This is a genomic window from Rubrivirga sp. SAORIC476, assembly GCF_002283555.1.
Taxonomy (GTDB): Bacteria; Bacteroidota; Rhodothermia; order Rhodothermales; family Rubricoccaceae; genus Rubrivirga.
Window position 1 is genome coordinate 870345 of sequence record NZ_MVOI01000003.1, and the last position, 17872, is coordinate 888216.

Annotated in this window: 9 protein-coding genes; all 9 read right to left on the reverse strand. The window is 70.4% G+C overall.

Translation table 11 applies throughout. The features are described 5' to 3' along the window. Positions 1-116: 116 nt before the first annotated feature. Positions 117-3029, reverse strand: a complete 2913-nt coding sequence (locus tag B1759_RS05565) for an alpha-amylase family glycosyl hydrolase (RefSeq protein WP_095514038.1) — start codon at positions 3027-3029, stop codon at positions 117-119. A 119-nt stretch (positions 3030-3148) separates the two neighbouring features. Then, complete coding sequence (locus B1759_RS05570; protein WP_095514039.1) at positions 3149-5335, reverse strand: T9SS type A sorting domain-containing protein; 2187 nt, start codon at positions 5333-5335, stop codon at positions 3149-3151. 115 nt (positions 5336-5450) lie between these two features. Beyond that, a complete protein-coding gene (locus tag B1759_RS05575) occupies positions 5451-6485 on the reverse strand; it encodes a PorV/PorQ family protein (RefSeq protein WP_095514040.1) in 1035 nt (344 codons plus the stop codon). A 4-nt stretch (positions 6486-6489) separates the two neighbouring features. Beyond that, on the reverse strand, positions 6490-10440 hold the full coding sequence (locus B1759_RS05580; protein ID WP_095514041.1) for a hypothetical protein: 3951 nt from the start codon (positions 10438-10440) through the stop codon (positions 6490-6492). Positions 10441-10536: 96 nt separating this feature from the next. Next, complete coding sequence (locus B1759_RS05585; protein ID WP_095514042.1) at positions 10537-13374, reverse strand: TonB-dependent receptor; 2838 nt, start codon at positions 13372-13374, stop codon at positions 10537-10539. An 11-nt stretch (positions 13375-13385) separates the two neighbouring features. Beyond that, positions 13386-15074, reverse strand: coding sequence for a peptidylprolyl isomerase (locus B1759_RS05590; protein WP_095514043.1), 1689 nt, complete (start codon positions 15072-15074; stop codon positions 13386-13388). A 17-nt stretch (positions 15075-15091) separates the two neighbouring features. Beyond that, positions 15092-16129, reverse strand: coding sequence for a LacI family DNA-binding transcriptional regulator (locus B1759_RS05595; RefSeq protein ID WP_158225135.1), 1038 nt, complete (start codon positions 16127-16129; stop codon positions 15092-15094). Positions 16130-16494: 365 nt separating this feature from the next. Beyond that, positions 16495-16899, reverse strand: coding sequence for a T9SS type A sorting domain-containing protein (locus B1759_RS05600; RefSeq protein ID WP_095514045.1), 405 nt, complete (start codon positions 16897-16899; stop codon positions 16495-16497). A gap of 97 nt (positions 16900-16996) precedes the next feature. Further along, entirely contained in the window at positions 16997-17788 is a 792-nt protein-coding gene (locus B1759_RS05605) for a rhomboid family intramembrane serine protease (RefSeq protein WP_095514046.1), read from the reverse strand. Positions 17789-17872 lie beyond the last annotated feature (84 nt).

A 17872-nucleotide genomic window follows, 5' to 3' on the forward strand; every position in this document is an offset into this window, starting at 1 on the left:
GGAGAGAACTCGCTCGGGACCGATTTCCTGTGGAGGTGGACGTCCGCGTGGTGTACGAGACCGACTCGGCGCTGAGCCGGTGCGTCTCGCGAGACGCACCGACAGGTGAGGCCGCGCTATCGCACCACCGTCAGCGGCAGCGCCTGCCCGCCGAAGCGGACCACGTAGACGCCCGCGGGCAGCCCGGCCGTGTCCACCTCGATGGCGTGGGAGCCCGGTGCGAGCGTCGCGTCCGACAGCACCGCGACGCGGCGACCGAGGGCGTCCAGCAGCTCCATGCGGACCGGCTGCGCCTCGGCCACCTCCAGCGTGACCGTCGCCCGGCCCGCCGACGGGTTCGGGAAGACCGCGACGAGCCCCTCCCTGGCCCGGTCGCTCGGGTTGCCCTCCTCCGCGACGGCGCCGAGGTCGCCTGCGGGCGACGGCACGTCGACATCGGTGTAGATGCGGTACTCGCCACGCCGGAGCGTGAGGCCCATCTCGGGATCGGTCACGTTCAGCTCCGTGTCGGTGAACAGCTCGTACCACGTCCCCGAGGCGGGGAAGGTGGGCGTGACGGTCGTCTCCGTCATCCCGAAGTTGCCCACCACCACCACCTCGGTCGGCTGGTCGGCCGGGGCGGACGGGAGCGAGAGTTTGATCCAGCGGTCGGCCACGCCGCCGACGCGCGCGGCGTAGGTCGCCTCGGGCCCGAAGACGGCGAAGGTCTGGCGGAGGTCGAGCATCGCGGCCGTGAGGCGGTAGAGCTGCTGGCGGCGCTCGCGGTCGTACGCGCTCGCCTTCGGGACCGCGAGCACGGTGCCGTTGGCGAACGGCGCCACGTCGGCCCAGTAGTCCCATCGGACGGGCTTGTTGGCGACGCGCCCAGGCGTGTTGGTCGGGCAGACGTTGTTGGGCTCCAGGCACTCGCCCGGCCCGCCGCCGTAGCCGACCTCCCCGAACTGCCAGAGCATCTTCGGGCCCGGCGCGCTCAGGAAGAAGACCGTCGCGAGCCGCTTCCGGTCGAGCGCGGTCGCGAGGTCGCGTGTGTCGTAGTCGCCGACCTGGTTGCCGAACGTCCGGTTCTTGTACATCAGCCACTGCTCGTCGTGGCTCTCCATGTACGCGATCTGGCCCCAGATGGGGTACCCGCTCGCAGGCGGGGTGGCGCGGGTGAAGGCCGAGTTGGAGCCGAGATAGCCCATCGCCGCCTCCGCGTACGCCTCGGTCATGTTGCCCCAGAGCGTCATGCCGGGGAAGCCGTCCGCGCGGCCGTGGGCGGCCAACTCGCGCTCCTCGTTGGCATCGGCGAAGTGCTCCAGGATCACGATCGTGTCCGGATGCTCGGCCCAGAGCGCGTCCGCCATGCGCGTCAGGATCGCGATGCGGGCCGGGTTGCGCGTGGAGAAGTTCGAGTCCGTGCACGGCCCGCCGCCGCAGGTCTGGGTGAAGCCCTTCGAGAGGTCGAAGCGGTAGCCGTCGACGTGGTACTCGTCCACCCAGAAGCGATTCGCCTTGTCCAGCCAGAGCTGCGTCAGCGGGCTCTCGTGGTTGAGGTCGTTGAAGACGTTGAAGGGATGCCGCGCGGATGTGTTGGCCCACGGGTTGGTCGCCGTCGGCGCCCCGAAGTCGCCCACGTTGTCGAGGCGGACCAGCGGGCTCTGGCCGGTCGCGTGGTTGTAGACCACGTCCAGGATGACCGCGATGCCACGCGCGTGCGCCTCGTTGACGAAGGCCTTGAACTGCTCGGGCGTGCCGTAGTGCTTGTCGAGTGCGAGGTGGAAGGCCGGGTTGTAGCCCCAGGACTCATCGCCGTCGTACTCCGAGACCGGCATCAGCTCGATGGCCGTCACGCCGAGTCGCTCCAGGTAGTCGAGCGTGTCGGTGAGCGCCGTGAAGCGGTCGGTCGCGAGGAAGTCGCGCAGCAGCAGTTCGTAGACCACGAGGTCCTCCGGGGCAGGCGTCTCCCAGGCGTCGTCGGTCCACGGGAAGGCCACCGCGCCCGGCGTCAGCACGCCGACGGCGTGGGCGACGGCGCCGCTCGGGTAGCCGCTCTCGCCGGGGTAGTACACCTTCGTCGTGTACGGGTCGGCGACGCGGATCGAGCCGTCCACCCAGTACTGGAACGAGGCCTCCGTGCCCGGCACGAGGCCGGTGACCTCGATCCACCAGCGCGTGCCGAGCGGGTCGGTGTCGTCGCGGAACATCAGCGAGCCCTCGTCGGCTGTCCAGCCATTGAAGCTGCCGAGCGCGTAGACGTACTGCTTGCCGGGCGCGCGGAGCACGAGCCAGGCGCGCGTCGGGTCGGCGGGGTCGTACGTGATGCCATCGGCGAGGCCCTCCGGGACGGGTGCGTCGATCACGTCGGGCGGCAGCGTGCCCACCTCCGCCGAGGCGGTCCGGCCGTCGGCGTCGGACGCCTCGAAGCGGACGAACGCGCCGGGCGCCACGGGCGTCGGCAGCGAGAGCCGGTAGATGCCGTCGCCGGTGTCCGCGATGCCCTCCGTGTAGACCGTCTCGTTGACGGTGACCGTGACCGAGGTCACATCGGCGGAGCCGAAGATGCCCGCCGAGACGGCCTGGACCATCGCGCCCCCCTCCTGCTCGCGGGCGATCTGGAACACGAACGGGTCCTCGACGCGGACCACCGAGTCGGAGTTGGGGCCGGTGGTCTCGGTGCCGAGCGGGTCGGTCAGCCAGGTGTACTCCGAGCCGGTGCTGTTGCGGTGGTAGTGCACCTTGTAGGCGTAGCCGTTGCCCTCGCCCGCCTCGGTGGGCGCGACCGGCCCCCCGCCCGCCTGCAGCGCGGTCGTATAGCGGTACTCGTTGAACTGCGGCAGGTACGCCGCCTGGCTCGGCGCGCCGTCGGCGATGACGCCGCTGGCGTTGGGGCCCCAGTCGTTGAACGAGCCCGGCACGAAGGCGCGGACGACGGGCTCGGCGGCCGGGCCGGTGAGGTCCGGCACGAAGCGGAACGTCACGTCGACCGACTGGGCGACGGCGAGCGGCGCCAGCAGGACGGCGAGCAGGACGGGGAGAAGGCGAGGCATGGGCATCGGTCGGGGAGAAAAAACGCCGGCCGCCTGCTACGGCGACCGGCGCAGGCTCGGGAGGCCCGAGCCGACGCCCGAGGCGGCCCCTCTCAGGGTGCCCCGGACGCCACGTCGGTCTAGCGGACCACCGTGAAGCGCGTCGTCGCGAACTCTCCGCCCGCCTCGGCGCGGACGAGGTAGAGGCCCGACGCGAGGCCCTGCGTGTCGATGTCGAGCATGCGGCCAGCGACCGGCGCGTCCTCGACCACCGTCCGCACCATGCGGCCGGTCACGTCGAACACGCGGACGGTGACGAACGAGCCCACGGGCGCGTCCACCTGCACGCGCGCCTGGCCCGCGGTCGGGTTCGGGCGCACGCGGCCGATGGCCAGCGTGGAGGTCTCGACCGAGCCCTCGTTGGCGACGGCGAGGCCCAGCGGGTCGTCGGCGCCGACCGGGATGGCGTTGGCAAACTCGAACGGGTTGTTCTCGGCCGAGAACGAGCCCGTCGGGTTGTACTCCCACGGCGTGTCCTCGGCGCCGGTGCCCTCGGTCCCGTTGCGGCGGAACGCGTCGAGCGCGAAGTCGAACGAGCCCGTCGACGTGTCCGTGACGTAGCGGTACCGACGGCGGCCCTCGGCGCCTTCGCCGCCGCTGCCCTCGGAGTACAGGCTCGTGTCGTCGCCGAAGACGTAGCGGTACGCGATCGCGTTGTACGTCGGGCCGGTGACGGTCAGCGTGCCGGTGTAGACCATGTCACCGTCCGGGTCGGTCAGCTTGAAGCCCTTGATGAGGCGGTTGTTGTCGACCACCGCGATCCGGTCGTCGACGGCCTCGTAGCCCTGCGTGATGAGCCAGAGCGGGTCCTCGAACTGGACCGTGACCGAGTCGGTCTCCGGGTTGAACGGGCGCGAGAACAGGTCCGCGTTCATCGCGCGGCCCATGAACACGGAGAACGTCACGTCCACCGAGGTGCCCTCGGGGATGACGTTGCCGGGGCGGATCGAGTTGAAGAACTCGGGGCCAACCTCCTCGTCGTTGCCGGTGAACAGGAAACGCCGGTTGCCGCCGCCGAAGTCGAGCGGCTCCTCCCAGCCGAGGACGATCTCGTTGCCCAGTTCGTCCTCGAACTGCGGGCTGTCGTCGGGGTCGTTGAAGTCGACGAAGTACTTGTACTCGAAGACGTCGTCGGGGGCGCCGGTGACATTCTGCGCCGAGAAGTAGTCGAGCGTGCCCGGGTCGCGCGTGAGGACGCAGTTGTCGGTCGGGTTGTCGCCGCCGGTGCAGTCGTTCCAGCCGGTCATCGGGACGACCGTACCGCGGATCAGGATCTTGTCGTCGGAGGTCGCGAACAGGCCGACGTCGTTGACGGGCTCGACGTTGACGCCAAAGGCGATCTCGCGCGTGACGAGGTTCGGCGGGTCGACGGCCGGCGAGTCGCCGTAGTAGACCCAGTGGAGGGTCGTGTCGGTGCCTGCGGCCGGGAGCGTGAAGGTGCGGTTGTCGGCCGGCTCGTAGCCGATGTCACCGGTCGTGTCGCCGTCGCGGAAGTAGAACTTGTACTGCGCATCCATGCCCGCCGACGAGGCCGGGTAGGTCACGAGGCCCGAGTAGAGGTCGTAGCCCGGGCGGTTGGAGTCGCCGCTCTCGCGGGTCAGCGCGACGATCTGATCGTCGTCGCTGCCGTTGCCCCAGTCCGTGATCGGGCCGTCGGCGTCGACCCCACCGAGGGTGCCGAAGTTGCCACGCGCGCCGACGACCAGGGCCGCGTTGTCGCGGTCGTAGCTCCGGCCCTCAGCGAACGCGTCGGCGGTGAGCATGTAGACGCGGAACCAGACGTTGATCTCGTCGCTGGTCGCCTCGGCGAACGGGCGCCAGTCGTAGGCCTTGTCGTCGCCCTTCTCGAAGTAGTGGAGGTCGAGTGCGACGTCACCGGTGCCGGCCGCGATGACGTGGTTGCCCCCGTCCTCGTAGCCACCGAGGCCCGCGTCCTCGGACTGCTGGAAGTAAAACTTGAAGTCCAGCTGCTCGTTGTCGGGGATCTGGAACTCGATCGACCAGTAGTCGCCGCCGTCGTTGGTCGGGTTGAGCGTCGTGTTGCTGCCCCAGTCGATGGTGTTGCCATCGGGGAGCGCGGTTCCGCTCGTGACCTGGCCACGGATCTCCGCGCCGGCGAGGTCGGTGTCGGCCTTGATGGTGTCCGCCAGGGTGGCGGAGTTCATGCGGAGCGTGACGGTCCGCTGGGCGAGCGCGGGGGTGGCGAACAGCGCCGCGAGGGCGAGCACGCCGAGCCAGCGCCCGAGGGGAGTAGAGAAGGGTCGCATGTGCGTCCTGAGGGGGTTAGAAAGACGGCCCGGAGGCCAGAAGCCGGGGTCGGGCGCAAGGCGCCGTCGCTCCCGGACGGATCGAACGAAGTCGAGGGGCCCGCCGGGGCCCGGATCAGAAACGGAGGCCCACCGACAGGCGGTGGACCCCGTCGAAGTACTCGGCCGCCTCGTAGGCGTAGTCGGCCGAGAGGTCGAGGCGGCCGAAGCCGTAGCGGAGGCCCGCCCCGGCCGTGAACGACCGGGTGCTTTCCTCCATGAACAGCTCCTGGACGCCGCCGCGGAGCTGGACGAGGTCGCCGAGCAGGCCCACCTCGGCGCCCGCGTTGACGTGCTGCGCGGCGGCCGACGGCGAGAGCGCGTCGACGGCGAGCGTGACGCGCGTCCCGGCCTGCTGGTAGACCTCGGTGGCGAGCCCGACGCGCATCGTGATCGGGAGGTCGAACTCGTCGGTCACGATGCGGCCCGGGATGGTGTTGTTGTTGCCGCTCTGGCCGGGCAGCGGGTCGAAGGGGATGTTCAGCTCGGCGCCGTCGATCTGCATCTTGGTGCCGAAGTTGGCGATGCTCGCCCCGAGGCGGACGCCCTGGAACGGCGTCACGAACAGCGTCCCGATGTCGAAGGCCACGCCCGTCGCTCCGGACTGCGCGATCTGCTCGCGGACCACCTTCACGGTGCCGCCCATCGCGAACCGGTCGGTAAGCTGGCGCGCGTAGGCCAGCGAGACCGCGTACGAGCCCGCCGAGAACGTCTCGCCGGTCGGCTGCTGGGCGTTGCCGGTTTCCCGGATCACGTCCATGTCGTCGTAGGTGAGCGCCGTCACGCCGAGGGCGACGGTGCCGAGCGGCGTCGGGCTGGAGACCGACACGAAGTTGACGTCCGCGCCGACATACCACTGGGCATACTCGAACGTCGCCGTGGCGTCGCTCAGGCCCGCCAGGCCGGCGGGGTTCCAGTACAGCGCCGAGCCGTCGGAGGCGGTCGCCCCGAAGGCCCCGCCCATGGCCGTCGCCCGCGCGCCGACGGGGATGTTGAGAAACTCGGAGGCCGCCGTCCCCGACTGCGCCGAGGCGGCTCCGGCGCTGAGCCCGAGGGCCAGCACGAGCGCGGTCCGGCGCGCCGCCCGAGGCAGGAGAGAGAGAGAGAGCATCGGGCTACTTGATGAGGGCGAGGGTCCCCGTCGTCTCGCCCACCCCGGGCGCGTCGACGTGGTACAGGTAGACGCCGTACGAGACCTCCAGGCGGTCCTCGTTGAGCAGGTCCCACGGCAGCGAGCCGTTGAGCAGCGCGCCCGCCGGGAGCGACTCGTTCGAGCCCTCGTCCAGCGTCAGGGTGCGGACGAGCCGGCCGCTCGGGGTGAAGATGCGGACCGTCGCGCGGGGCGGCAGGCCTACGAACCGGATCTGCCGGTCGCCGCGGCCCGTCGGGAACGGGTTGGCGCGCTCGAACTGGCTGGTGCCGCGATACGGGTTCGGCACCACGCGCACGTCGTCGAGCGCCGCGCGGGCTGCCTCGGCGTCGAACGTCGGGCCGACGACGGTGAACTCGTACACGTCGGCAGCGGTGTAGGGCTTGCGCGTGACCAGCCGCCCGACGTCGCCCGGCTGCGGGTTGCGCCCGGCGTTGGGGCCGAAGTTGAGCGTCAGGATCCAGGTCGGCGTGAGGCCGTCGACCCGGTCGCCCTCGATGTCTTCGAGCAGGATGAGCACGTCGGTGTCGCCCTGGCCGCCGGTCGCGGTCGGGTCGGCGTCGAAGAGGTTGGTCTCCGCCGTGCCGACGCCGTAGCGATCCGCGCCCTCGCCCACGACGTCGAGGAAGGCATACTTCACCTCCACCTCGGACACCTCGCCGTCCGGCCCGACGGCGTCGCGGAAGATGCGGACGTTGGTCGGCTTCTCCGGAATCGTGCGGGTCAGGCCGAAGCGGATCTGAAACTCCTCGCCCCGGCCGGACCCCGGCGCCCCGACGACGACGCGGTAGTCCGACGGGAAGCGCGTGCCGGGGAAATTGCGGTCGTACCGGAAGCGGTCGGCGAGGAGCGGCCGGACGGCGGCGTCCTCCCAGCGGGTCGCCTCGGGCACGACGGTCGCGAACGGCACCGGGTCGAAGGACAGCCGGAAGCCCTCCGTGATGGGCGAGAGCACATCGGCGCGCCACGCCTCGATGTTCTCGAACAGCACCTCGCCGTCGGTCAGGTCCACCAGCGACACGTCGCGCGTGGTGACGATGTCCTCGGTGATCTGCGAGCCCGTGGAGCCCAGCTGGCCGAGCACGAGCGTGTCGCGGAACGTGACGCGGTAGCGGTGCCCGTCCTGGAGCGCGGTCGGGTCGATGATGCTGTAACCGACCGGCCCAGACGCGGTGCCGCGCGTGTGCTCGATCTCGACGGCCTCCTGGCTGTAGCCCGCCGCCGCCTGCGAGGGCGTCACCTGGACCACGTTGCGTCCGAGGCGGTCCACTTCGCCGTCCGGCCCGATGGTGATCGAGATCGGGCACTCCGACGGCGAGATGTCGATGCTCGCTGCGCCGAAGTCGTAGCTCGTGACGGCGTAGAAGTAGGTCACGCCGTTGACGGCCGTCGAGTCGACGAACGTGTTGGCGAGCCCATTGGCCGCCTCGCCCGGGTCGCGCGTGTTGGTGCCGAGGTAGAACTGGGTCCCGTTGACCGGCGTCGGGTGGAAGCCGACGTAGCTGTCGATCTTGTCGAACTGCGCGATGGGCCGCAGGAAGCTCAGGTTGCCGAAGCCGTCGGTCACCGTCCGCGCGTCGAGGAAGCCCGGGTCGGTGGCGCGGTAGACGCGGTAGCCCTCGAAGTCGCGCGGGTCGAGGCCCGGCTGCGCGAGGTCGGCGATGAAGGTGTCGAAGGAGTTCTCGGCGGCGTCGTCCCAGTAGAGCGTCACCGCGCCGTCGCGCGGCACCGCGCGGACGGTCGGGCAGATGGGCGCCTGGGCGAAGCGGTAGTCGGCCTCGTAGGCTTCGAGCGCGTCCTGGCGCTTCGTGAGCAGGTCGCGGTAGCGGCCCGTCACGTCGGTCGGCGCGCGCGTGTAGTCCACGTCGCCCAGGATGACGGCGAACGAGACGGACTCGGTCTGGCCCGCGCGGAGCGGGAACAGGCCCGACGACACGAACAGGTCGGTGTCGCGGTTGCCAGGCGTCGTGCCGGGCTGGAGCAGCGAGAACTGGCCCGGGATCAGGAAGGCGTCGAAGAAGAACTTGTCGGTCGCGGTCTGGAACGAGATCGCGCCCGCGGCCCGGAACTGGACGTTCGTGATGCCGATCTGGTCGGACTCCGAGACATCGGTCACGTCGATGTTGGGCTCGCCGGGCAGGTCGAGGCCCGCGCCGGTCGTGGGCAGGCCGTCGCCCTCGCCCGCATCCCCCGTGCCGAGTGAGCCGTCCAGCCCGACGTCGTCCAGCGCACCGCGCCAGTCGCCGTCGTTGTCGATGCCGTCGTCGCGGCGCTCGTCGATCATCTCGTCGATGTTCTCGTCGATGCCCTCGTCCACCGCCCCGTCGCCGTCGTTGTCGATGCCGTCGGCGTAGGGGCTGCCGATGTCCTCGGCCTTGACGTCGTACAGGATGATCGACGTGCCGGGCACCGGGTAGCGGTAGTAGGGCGCGTCGGACGCGGCGGCGGCGACCATCGCCTGCGTCACGAGCGGGCTACCGGGTTCCCAGAGCAGGTCCGGCGGTGCCGAGCCCAGCGCGTCGCCGTCGTTGTCGATGCCGTCGCGGAAGGTCTTGCCCAGGTCGTCGGTGTCGGTGGCGCCGTAGAGGATCCCCACGCCGACGAGGTGGATGGGCTCGTTCGGGCCGGGGTTGGCGGGCCAGCGGCCGTAGATGTCGGTCGCGGCGAGGTCGATCATGGCCTGCGTGACCAAGGGTCCGCCTTCCTCGCCATCGCCGTCGTTGTCGATGTAGTCCGCGAACCCCACGCCGACCTGGGTGCCGAAGGCCGCGCGCGACGAGTCCTCGTCGACGAGCCCGTTGCGGTTGTTGTCGATGCCGTCGTAGCGGAGGCGCGGGGCGCCGTCGCCCTCCCCTGCGAGCAACTCGGCCGTGATGATGGGCCCGCCGGGCTCGCCGCGCGAGACGCCATACTGGTTGAGTTCGCCGATGTCGGGCGCCGTCGTGCCGTCTCCGTCGTTGTCGATGCGGTCGGTGGCGTTGCCGGGGCTCTCCAGGAAGAACGCGATGGCCCCGCCCACCTCGACGCCCGCGAAGGCCGGATCGGAGGACTGGCCGTCGGAGTCGACGAGGAAGGCCGTGTCGAGGAGGAGGTCGAAGAACGGCTGGTCGTCGCCGGCGTCCTGCTGCCCCCCCACGAAGTCGGCCAGCCAGAGCGTCACGCCGACGGCCGGGAGGTCCTTCGTACCGTCGTTCTTGATCTTGTGGAGGATGAAGGCCACGTCGTCGATCAGGACCTGGCTCCAGGCGAGCACGCGCGTGTCGGCGATGAGGCCGAGGCCGCGGCGCGTTCGGTCCGTCTCGTCCGGGTAGTAGTTGTTCCGGTCGTACTGGTCGTCGCCCATCTTGTAGAACACCTCCACGTCGGCGTTGAAGATGTCCTTGCCGAAGAGGCCGCTCCACGAGCCCGCCCAGCCGGGGTCGGTGGGGTCGTCCAGCTTGTCGGGCCAGAAGGAGGGCCACGTCTCCGGGCGGTCGCTCCGCGCCACGCCGAGGTCCTCATCGGCCGAGTTGACGTAGCCCGAGATGGGGGCCCACGTCCAGGCCCGGTTCGGGTTGGCTTCGTTGGTCCGGTAGTTCGGCACGTCGGTGACGTAGACCCGCTCGCCGTCGTCGCCGGTCACCTCCGCGCCCGCGAAGAGGCCCGTCAGGGCGATGTAATTGCGGCGCGTGTTGCGCGGCCACTCGTACGGGATGCCGTCGCCCGGCGTCTCCGAGGTGCGGCCGGTCTGGCCGAAGTTGAAGACCGTCGTCCGGATGACGTTGCCGTCGAGGTCGGTCTGGCGACGCTCGAACAGGTCCACGCGCTCGTCGGACGGCACGTGGTTGCGGTCGATCGTGCCCTGGGCGAAGGCAGGGCCGCCGACGAGGACTGCCCCGAGGACGAGCGGGAGCAGGGCGAAGCGGGAGAGAAGCACAGCGCGGGGTGCGTGGTGCGTGGTGCGTCGCCGCGCCGCGTCCGAAACGCGACACGCCACACACGACAGGGAACGGGAAGGGGAACGACGCATCGTCTAGAAGCCCACCGAGAGGCCGAGTTGGATACGCCGAGGCTCCTGGTAGAAGTCGGGGCGGACGTAGTAGCCAGCGTCGTCGGTCGGGGCGACGTCGCGGAACGTCACGTCTGGGAGGCCGGTGTCGGAGTAGACCGCGCCCGCGTTGCGCGCGTCGAGCAGGTTGTAGACCTGGAGCGACACCCGGGGGCGGACGCCGCCGAGGGCGAACTCGCGAAAGGCGTACACGTCGACCGAGGCGGTCGTCGGGCGGCGGAGCGAGTTGGCGGGCACGGCCGGGAGCGAGCCGATGGGGTCGCCGTCGGCGTTGGCGGCGGGCGTGTACGGGTAGCCCGAGCCGAGGCGGACGAGCCCGGAGACGCCCCAGCCCTGGCCGCCGACGAACACGTTCGTGTTGAAGGTGTGCTTCTGGTCCCAGTTGAGCGGGATCAGGCGCAGCGTCGGCGAGTCGGCGTCGGAGCGCGCCGCGATGGCGTCATTGGGGTCCGAGTTGGAGCCCTCCGCGACCTGGAACGTGTAGTCCACGTCGAACGAGAAGCGCCCGTTGAAACGCTTGCCCAGCGCGACCGTGATGCCGCGGACGTTCGAGAAGTCCAGGTTGGTGTAGACGAGGTAGTTGACGCCCGGCGCGGTGGCGCGGATGGGGAAGCTGACCGAGACCCAGTCCTCGATGTCGCGGTAGAAGCCCGTCACGTCGAGCAGGAAGTCCTCCCCGACGCCCTGCTGCAGCCCGATCTCGTACATGATCGTCCGCTGCGGGTCCAGGTCCGCGTTGCCGTACGGCCCGTAGTTCCCCGAGGTCGTGCCGATGCGGTAGCCCGGGTTCTGGAAAAGGAACTCGTAGGTCGGGATCTGGAAGAAGTAGCCGTACGAGAAGTGGATCACGCCCTGCGACGTGATCGGGTAGGCGACGCCCAGCCGGGGCGAGATCTGGACCTTGGGCGTGGCGTCCTCGAAGAAGTAGGCCTGCCGCTGCTCCAGCGTCGTGGCGTTGGTGTCGACCGCCTCGGCGTCCGAGATCACGCCGTCGCCGTCGAGGTCGTTGAAGCGGTTGATGCGCTTCTGCGGGTTGAAGACGTTGGGCTCCTCGGGGTCCACCGGGACCTGGCCGTTGGAGTCGAAGTAGTCGAACCGGAGCCCGGCGTTGATCACGAACGAGTCGTACTCGGCCTTGTCCTGCACGTAGGCGCTGATCGTCAGCGGGCGGACGCCGTCGATGATCTGGTACTGGTTCGTGTTCGGCCCGGGGATCTGAAGCGTCCCGTCGTCGCCGAGGATGAGGGCGTAGTTCTCCAGGAAGATGTCGTCCAGGCGGACCTCCAGACCGGTCTTGACGAGGTGCTGGGAGAGCGCCTGCCACGTGAAGTCGCCCTTGAACGACGCGTTGCGGGTCTCACGCTGAAAGCGCCCCAGGTCCACACCGCCGCGCAGGAAGCGGCCCGGCCCGGTGAGCACGGCCGTCGAGTCGGTCGGGACGCCCATCGCGTCGAAGGCCGTCGGCACGAACTCGGGGGTCTGGAGCAGGAACGTGTTGTTGTCGTACTCCTCGATGGTGTCGAAGGCGGCCGTCGTGTTGCGCTTGTAGAAGGTGCTCGCGTTGAGCGTGTAGAAGGCGCGGTTCGAGAGCGTGTGGGTGAACTGGAGGTTGGCCGTCAGCCCCTCGTCGCGGTAGCTCCGGATGCCACCCGGGTTGCGACGGAACGAGAAGTAGTCGCTGCCGCCGTCCCCCATCGCGACCGAGGCGAGCGTGGTCAGCGACAGGTTCATGGTGTCGTTGACGCGCAGCTTGAGCGTGGCCTGCCCCGACACCTTCTCGAAGGCGTTCATCGGCACGAGCGACGAGTCGCCCGGCGTGCCGTCCGGGTTGTAGAGGGTGGCGCCGTAGAGCCAGCCGTCGTTGCGGAAGTAGCGGCCCAGGGCGAAGAACCCGAAGCGGTTGGCGACGATCGGCCCCGACAGCGACGCCTGCGCGTTGACGTACTGCGCCGGGTTCGTGTCGAGGTACGAGTACGGGTCGACGTCGAGGTACGGCAGGCCGGCCAGCAGCGGGTAGGCGTCCGTGTTGCGGCCCCGCAGCGCGTCCGCGCCGCCCTCCCCGCCGACGAGGTACGAGCCGGAGAACACCTCCACGTTGCCCTCGAAGGTGCTGCCCGGGTCCTTCGTGACCACGTTGATGATGCCCGAGTTGGCCTGCCCATACTCGGCGTTATAGGTCCCCGCGATGATCTGGAGCTCCTCGATGCCCTCGTTCTCGATCTGGACCGACACCGACCCGTCGTAGGCGTCGGTCACGCGGACGCCGTCGACGAAGTAGGCGACTTCCTTGGCCCGCCCACCGCGGATGTTAATCGATCCGCCCTCGCCGGTGATGCCTGCCTGCGAGCGCAGGATGTCGCCCACCTCCTGGACCGGGAGGTTTTCGATCGACTCGCTCGTGACGCGGAACTCGGACGAGGTCAGGTCGCGGCGCACGAGGTCGGCGTTGGCCGTCACCACCACCTCTTCGGTCTGGAGCGTCTCCGAGGTGAGCGAGAAGTCGGTGGTGGTCGTCAGGTCCACGTTCACCCGCACGCCCTCGACGCGCGTCTGGGCGTAGCCGATGTAGGAGGCGACGAGCGCGTAGGTCCCCGGCCGGACGCCGATGATGCGGTACTCGCCGTCGAGGTTGGTCGAGGCGCCCTGCGTGGTGCCCTCCACGAGCACGCTCGCGCCGATGATCGGGTCGCCGGTCTGGGCGTCGCGGATGGTACCGGACAGCTGACCGGTCGTCTGGGCAGTCGCGGGGACGGCGAGCCCGAGCAGGAGTCCCAACAGGGGGAGGACGAAGCGAAGGCGCATGGGGCGCGGGGTCAGGAGCGGGCGGCGGAGACCGCGTCGAGCAGGGGTGCGAGCGCGTCGCGGTCCACACGGATCGAGAAGCGCTCGCGGAGGCGGGCCACGGCGGCCACGAGGCGGCGCTGGGCGAAGGGGATGTCGAGGGCCTCGCGGGCGAAGGGCTCGGCCTCGGCGACGGTCATGGGGCGGGACGGCAGGGTCTCGCCGCGCTCGATGAGGGCGTAGCGCCCCTCCACTTCGGTCGGCCCGACGACCGTGCCGGGCGCCGCGGCGAACACGGCCTCGGCCATGCGGCCGAGTTGGGCGCGGGTGACCGGTCCGAGGTCGCCCCCGGCGGTCGCGGCGCCGAGGCGGAGCGAGTGGGCGCGGGCGAGCGCGTCGAACGACTCCCCGGCGAGGAGCCGCGCGAGCAGCCCGTCGGCGTCGGCGCGGGTGCGGACCAGGATCTCGCGGGCGCGGACGCGCTCCGGCATCCGGTACAGGTCCGGGTGCGCCGCGATGGTTGCCCGGAGCGAGTCGGCGGGGATGTCGTCCGCCAGCCGGAGGCGGCGCTTGGCGACCTCGAACGTCCACTCGGCCATCTGGTCGGACACGATGCGCGCGAGGCGCGGGTCGCGGTCCAGCCCGGCGCCACGGGCCCGCGCCGTCAACTCCTCGCGGACGAGCAGGCCCTCGATGAACGCGCGGAGGCTCGCACCGTCCTGGACCGCCGCGCGCTGGCGCTCGGTCATGGTCGCAGCGCGGTCCTCCACGTCGCCCACGGTCCACGCGTCGGCGGCGAGGGCGTCGGAGTCGAAGCGCACCAGCGGGGTGCGGCGCCACTGGGCCAGCGCCTCGGCGTCGAGGCCCGGGGCCACGCCGGTCGCGAAGGCGACGAGCCGGTCGAAGGCGGCCTCGTCGAAGCGGGGCGCGAGGTCGTCGCGGACGGTGCGGCTCAGCCGGAACCGGGCGTCGTTGCGCTTCCGCTTGCGGACGTAGCGGCGCACCTGGTCGATCTTGGTGGCGAAGGCGTCCTCGGTGAGCAGCGGGTTCGTCGTCCGCGCGTCGACCCGGATCACGGAGTAGCCGGTCGCGGTGCGGACCGGCTCGGAGACTTCGCCGATGGGCAGGCGGAAGGCCACGGCCTCGAACGACGGGTCCATCTCATCGTGGCCGAACGCGCCCAGGTGGCCGCCCGAGGCGGCCAGGGCCGAGTCGGCGAACGTCTCGCGGGCGAGCGCCTCGAACGTCTCCCCGGCGAGGAGCCGGACGCGGAGCGCCTCGGCCGTGGCGTGGTCGCGGGCGTAGAGGTGCCGCGCGTCGTACGTCGTGTTCATCTGCGCGAACGTCTCCCGCAGGTCCGCGTCGGTGACGGCGAGTTCGTCGCCGAGGGTGGTCGCGGTGTAGAGGTCCACGAGCGCCTTCGTCTCGGCGAGGTCGCGCGCCGCGCGGTACTCGGCGGTCTGCTCGATGCCGTCCGCGCGGGCCTCCTCGATGAGCAGTTGGCGACTCACGAGGCCTTCGACCACCTCGTTCAGCGCGCCGGCCCCGCCCGGCGCTCCAGCGCGGACGACCACCTCGGCGTACGCCTCGGCCACGTCGTCCAGGGTGATGACGCCCTCCCCCACGCGCGCGACCACCGTCTCGCCGACACGGGTCTCCGCGTCGGCGGCGCACCCCGCCCACAGACCGAGGCCGAGCAGGAGGGCGCCCAGAGGCAGCATGGAGGAGGCTCGGACCGTCACGCCAGTTCGCGGATGGCTTCGCCGGTGGTCTCTCGGAGGACGAGGTCCGGCGAAAACACGGTGTGCACGGGGTCGGCGCCGGGGGCTTCCAGGCGACGGACGAGGTGCTCGGTGGCCAGCTTGCCCATCTCGTACATGGGCTGGCGCACGGTCGACAGGCCGACGTACGCGCTCGACTCAATGTCGTCGAACCCGATCACCTCCAGGTCACTGGGGGCCTCGAGCCCCGCCTCGCGGACGGCCCGAAGCGCTCCGTAGGCCATCACGTCGGCCGCGACGAAGATGGCCGTCGGGCCGTCGGGGCGCCCCTCGAAGCGCTGGAGGAGCGTGCGCATGGCGCTGTAGCCCGCAAACAGCGTGTAGCCGTCGTGGTCCAGGTCCATGTCCGTGTGCACGATCAGGTCGCTGTCCACCGGCAGCCCTGCATCCCGCAAGGCATCCTCATAGCCTGCCCGGCGCCGGTCCGACGGGACCGAGCCTTCCACGGGCAGCACCAGCCCGATCCGCTCGTGCCCGCGCTCGATGAGGTGCCGCGTCGCCACGGCCCCGCCCTGGCGGTTGTCGACAGTCACCGAGTCGATCTCCGGCTGGTAGGCGTCGATGAGGACCGCGGGCTGCCGGGAGGCCGCGATGCGCCGGACGCGGACCGCGTCGAGGGGGGTCGAGACGAGCAGCAGCCCATCGGCACGCCCCCGCTGGACGGCGCGGTCGAGCTGCCCGCCGATGCCGTCCAGCGTCCGGCTGGCGTACACCACGAGGTCGTAGTGGCTCGCGTCGAGCCGGTCCTGGATGCCGCGGAGCACCTCCATGAAGAACGCCGACGTCATGATGGGCACGACGGCCGCGATCAGGCGCGTGTTCTTGCGGGCGAGGCTCTGCGCCGTCGCATGGGGCTGGTAGCCGAGTTCGCGCGCGACCTCGAACACCCGCTCCCGGGTCGCGTCGGACACGCGCGGGTGCCCGTTGAAGGCACGAGACACGGTCGCGATCGAGACCTGGGCGCCTTCGGCGATGTCGTAAATCGTGACGGGCATGCGGAGGAGAGTAGCGTAAGCGCTTCCACAATAGCACCAATCCACCGGGGCGTCAAGGCCAACCCTCAGTGAGGCCACCAAAAATGGAAGCGCTTCCAGATCGTTGATTTCCCAGGCCCTACGAGGCGACGCGCCCGCAGGAAGGCCGCTCGCCTCGTTCCGGAGCGCACGCACCTCGTGATGGAAGACCTCCTCCCTCATCGCTCTTCGGAGGCTACACAGCCTCGACGACGGGACGGCGCCAACACCCCGGCACAGCGAAATGGAGGAACCACCTATCCACTTGTGCGAACATCTGGGCCGACCGAAAAAAACGCCGACCCCCAGACCTGGGAGCCGGCGTCGGAGCCGAGGCGGTCTGCGTCCTAGCGGACGAGCGAGACCGAGCGAGTGGACGTCTGACCGCGGCCGTCGGTGGCGCGGATCAGGTAGAGGCCCGGCGGGAGGTCGTTGGCATCCACACGAAGCGAGTAGGTGCCGGCCTGGACGGTGCCATCGTGGAGGAGCGCCACGCGACGGCCGAGCGCGTCGTGGACAGCGACCGACAGCGAGGTGGTCTGCTCGACGGTGAGCGTCAGCCGGGTGGAGCCGCTGAACGGGTTGGGGCTCGGGGCCGAAAGCCGGAACGGCTGCGGCGTGTCGTCCATGTGGACGAGCGACAGCTCCGCACCGGACACCGCCGCGACGGCCGCCTGGGCGGGAGCGAGGCCGAGCGCCAGCCCCAGCAGGGCGAGCGCGGCGAGGCGACGAAGGGAGTAGAAAGGCGTCATCGGCGGAGGGAGTCCTCGTTCAAGATCGGGTGTACGGGCCGAAGATCCAAACAGATCCTACGGGTGAGAAGCACTCCCTCTCCAGCAAGGCCCGTGCCTACCAGAGGCGCCGATTGCCCGGCGCCTCCATGGCGCGGCTGAGGACGCTCGGGCGCTCCTTCGTGCCGGTCATCCGGAACACCACCGCGAGGGCCATACCCGCCAGAAAACCGCCGATGTGGGCACCGTAGGCTACCCCGCCCGTCTCCTCGGTCGCGGCCAGTGCTCCCCACTGGTTGACGAACTGGAGCCCGATCCAGAGCCCGAGCACCAGAATGGCTGGGACCGACACGACTCGAAAAATGAACACCGCGTTCACTCGATTGCGCGGAAAGAGGACCAGGTACGCCCCCAGCACGCCCGCGATGGCCCCGCTCGCGCCGAGGTTGGGCACCAGCCCAGAAGGGTGCATCGCGACCTGCACCAGCGTCGCCACGAGCCCGCTGACGAGGTAGAACGCGACGAACTTCAGCGTCCCGAACCGGTGCTCCACGTTGTCGCCGAAGATCCAGAGGTAGAGCATGTTGCCCGCGATGTGCCCGAAGCCGCCGTGCATGAACATCGCTGAGAGGATGGTCAGGTACACGAACGGCGCGGGGCCTGGACCGGGGCGCTGGGGGATGTCGAGGGGCGTCCGCACCTCGGCGGCGGGGTCCACCTCAGGGATCGGGGCGGCGTTGACGAGGTCCTGCCCCGTCGTGATCTCCTGCGGGACGACGCTCCACCCATAGGTGAACGCCGGGTCGACCAGTTGGAGGCCGAACACGAGCACGTTGGCGACGAGCAACAGAACCGTGGCCCAGGCCGGGCCAGGCAACTGCGAGTCGTCGTCGCTGATCGGGAAGAGCATGGGGCAACAGAGCGAAGAGGCGGGGGCGAGATCACTCGCCTCGGCGCCGGGGCGGACCGTGTCCCCGAGGACCGATCCAGACCG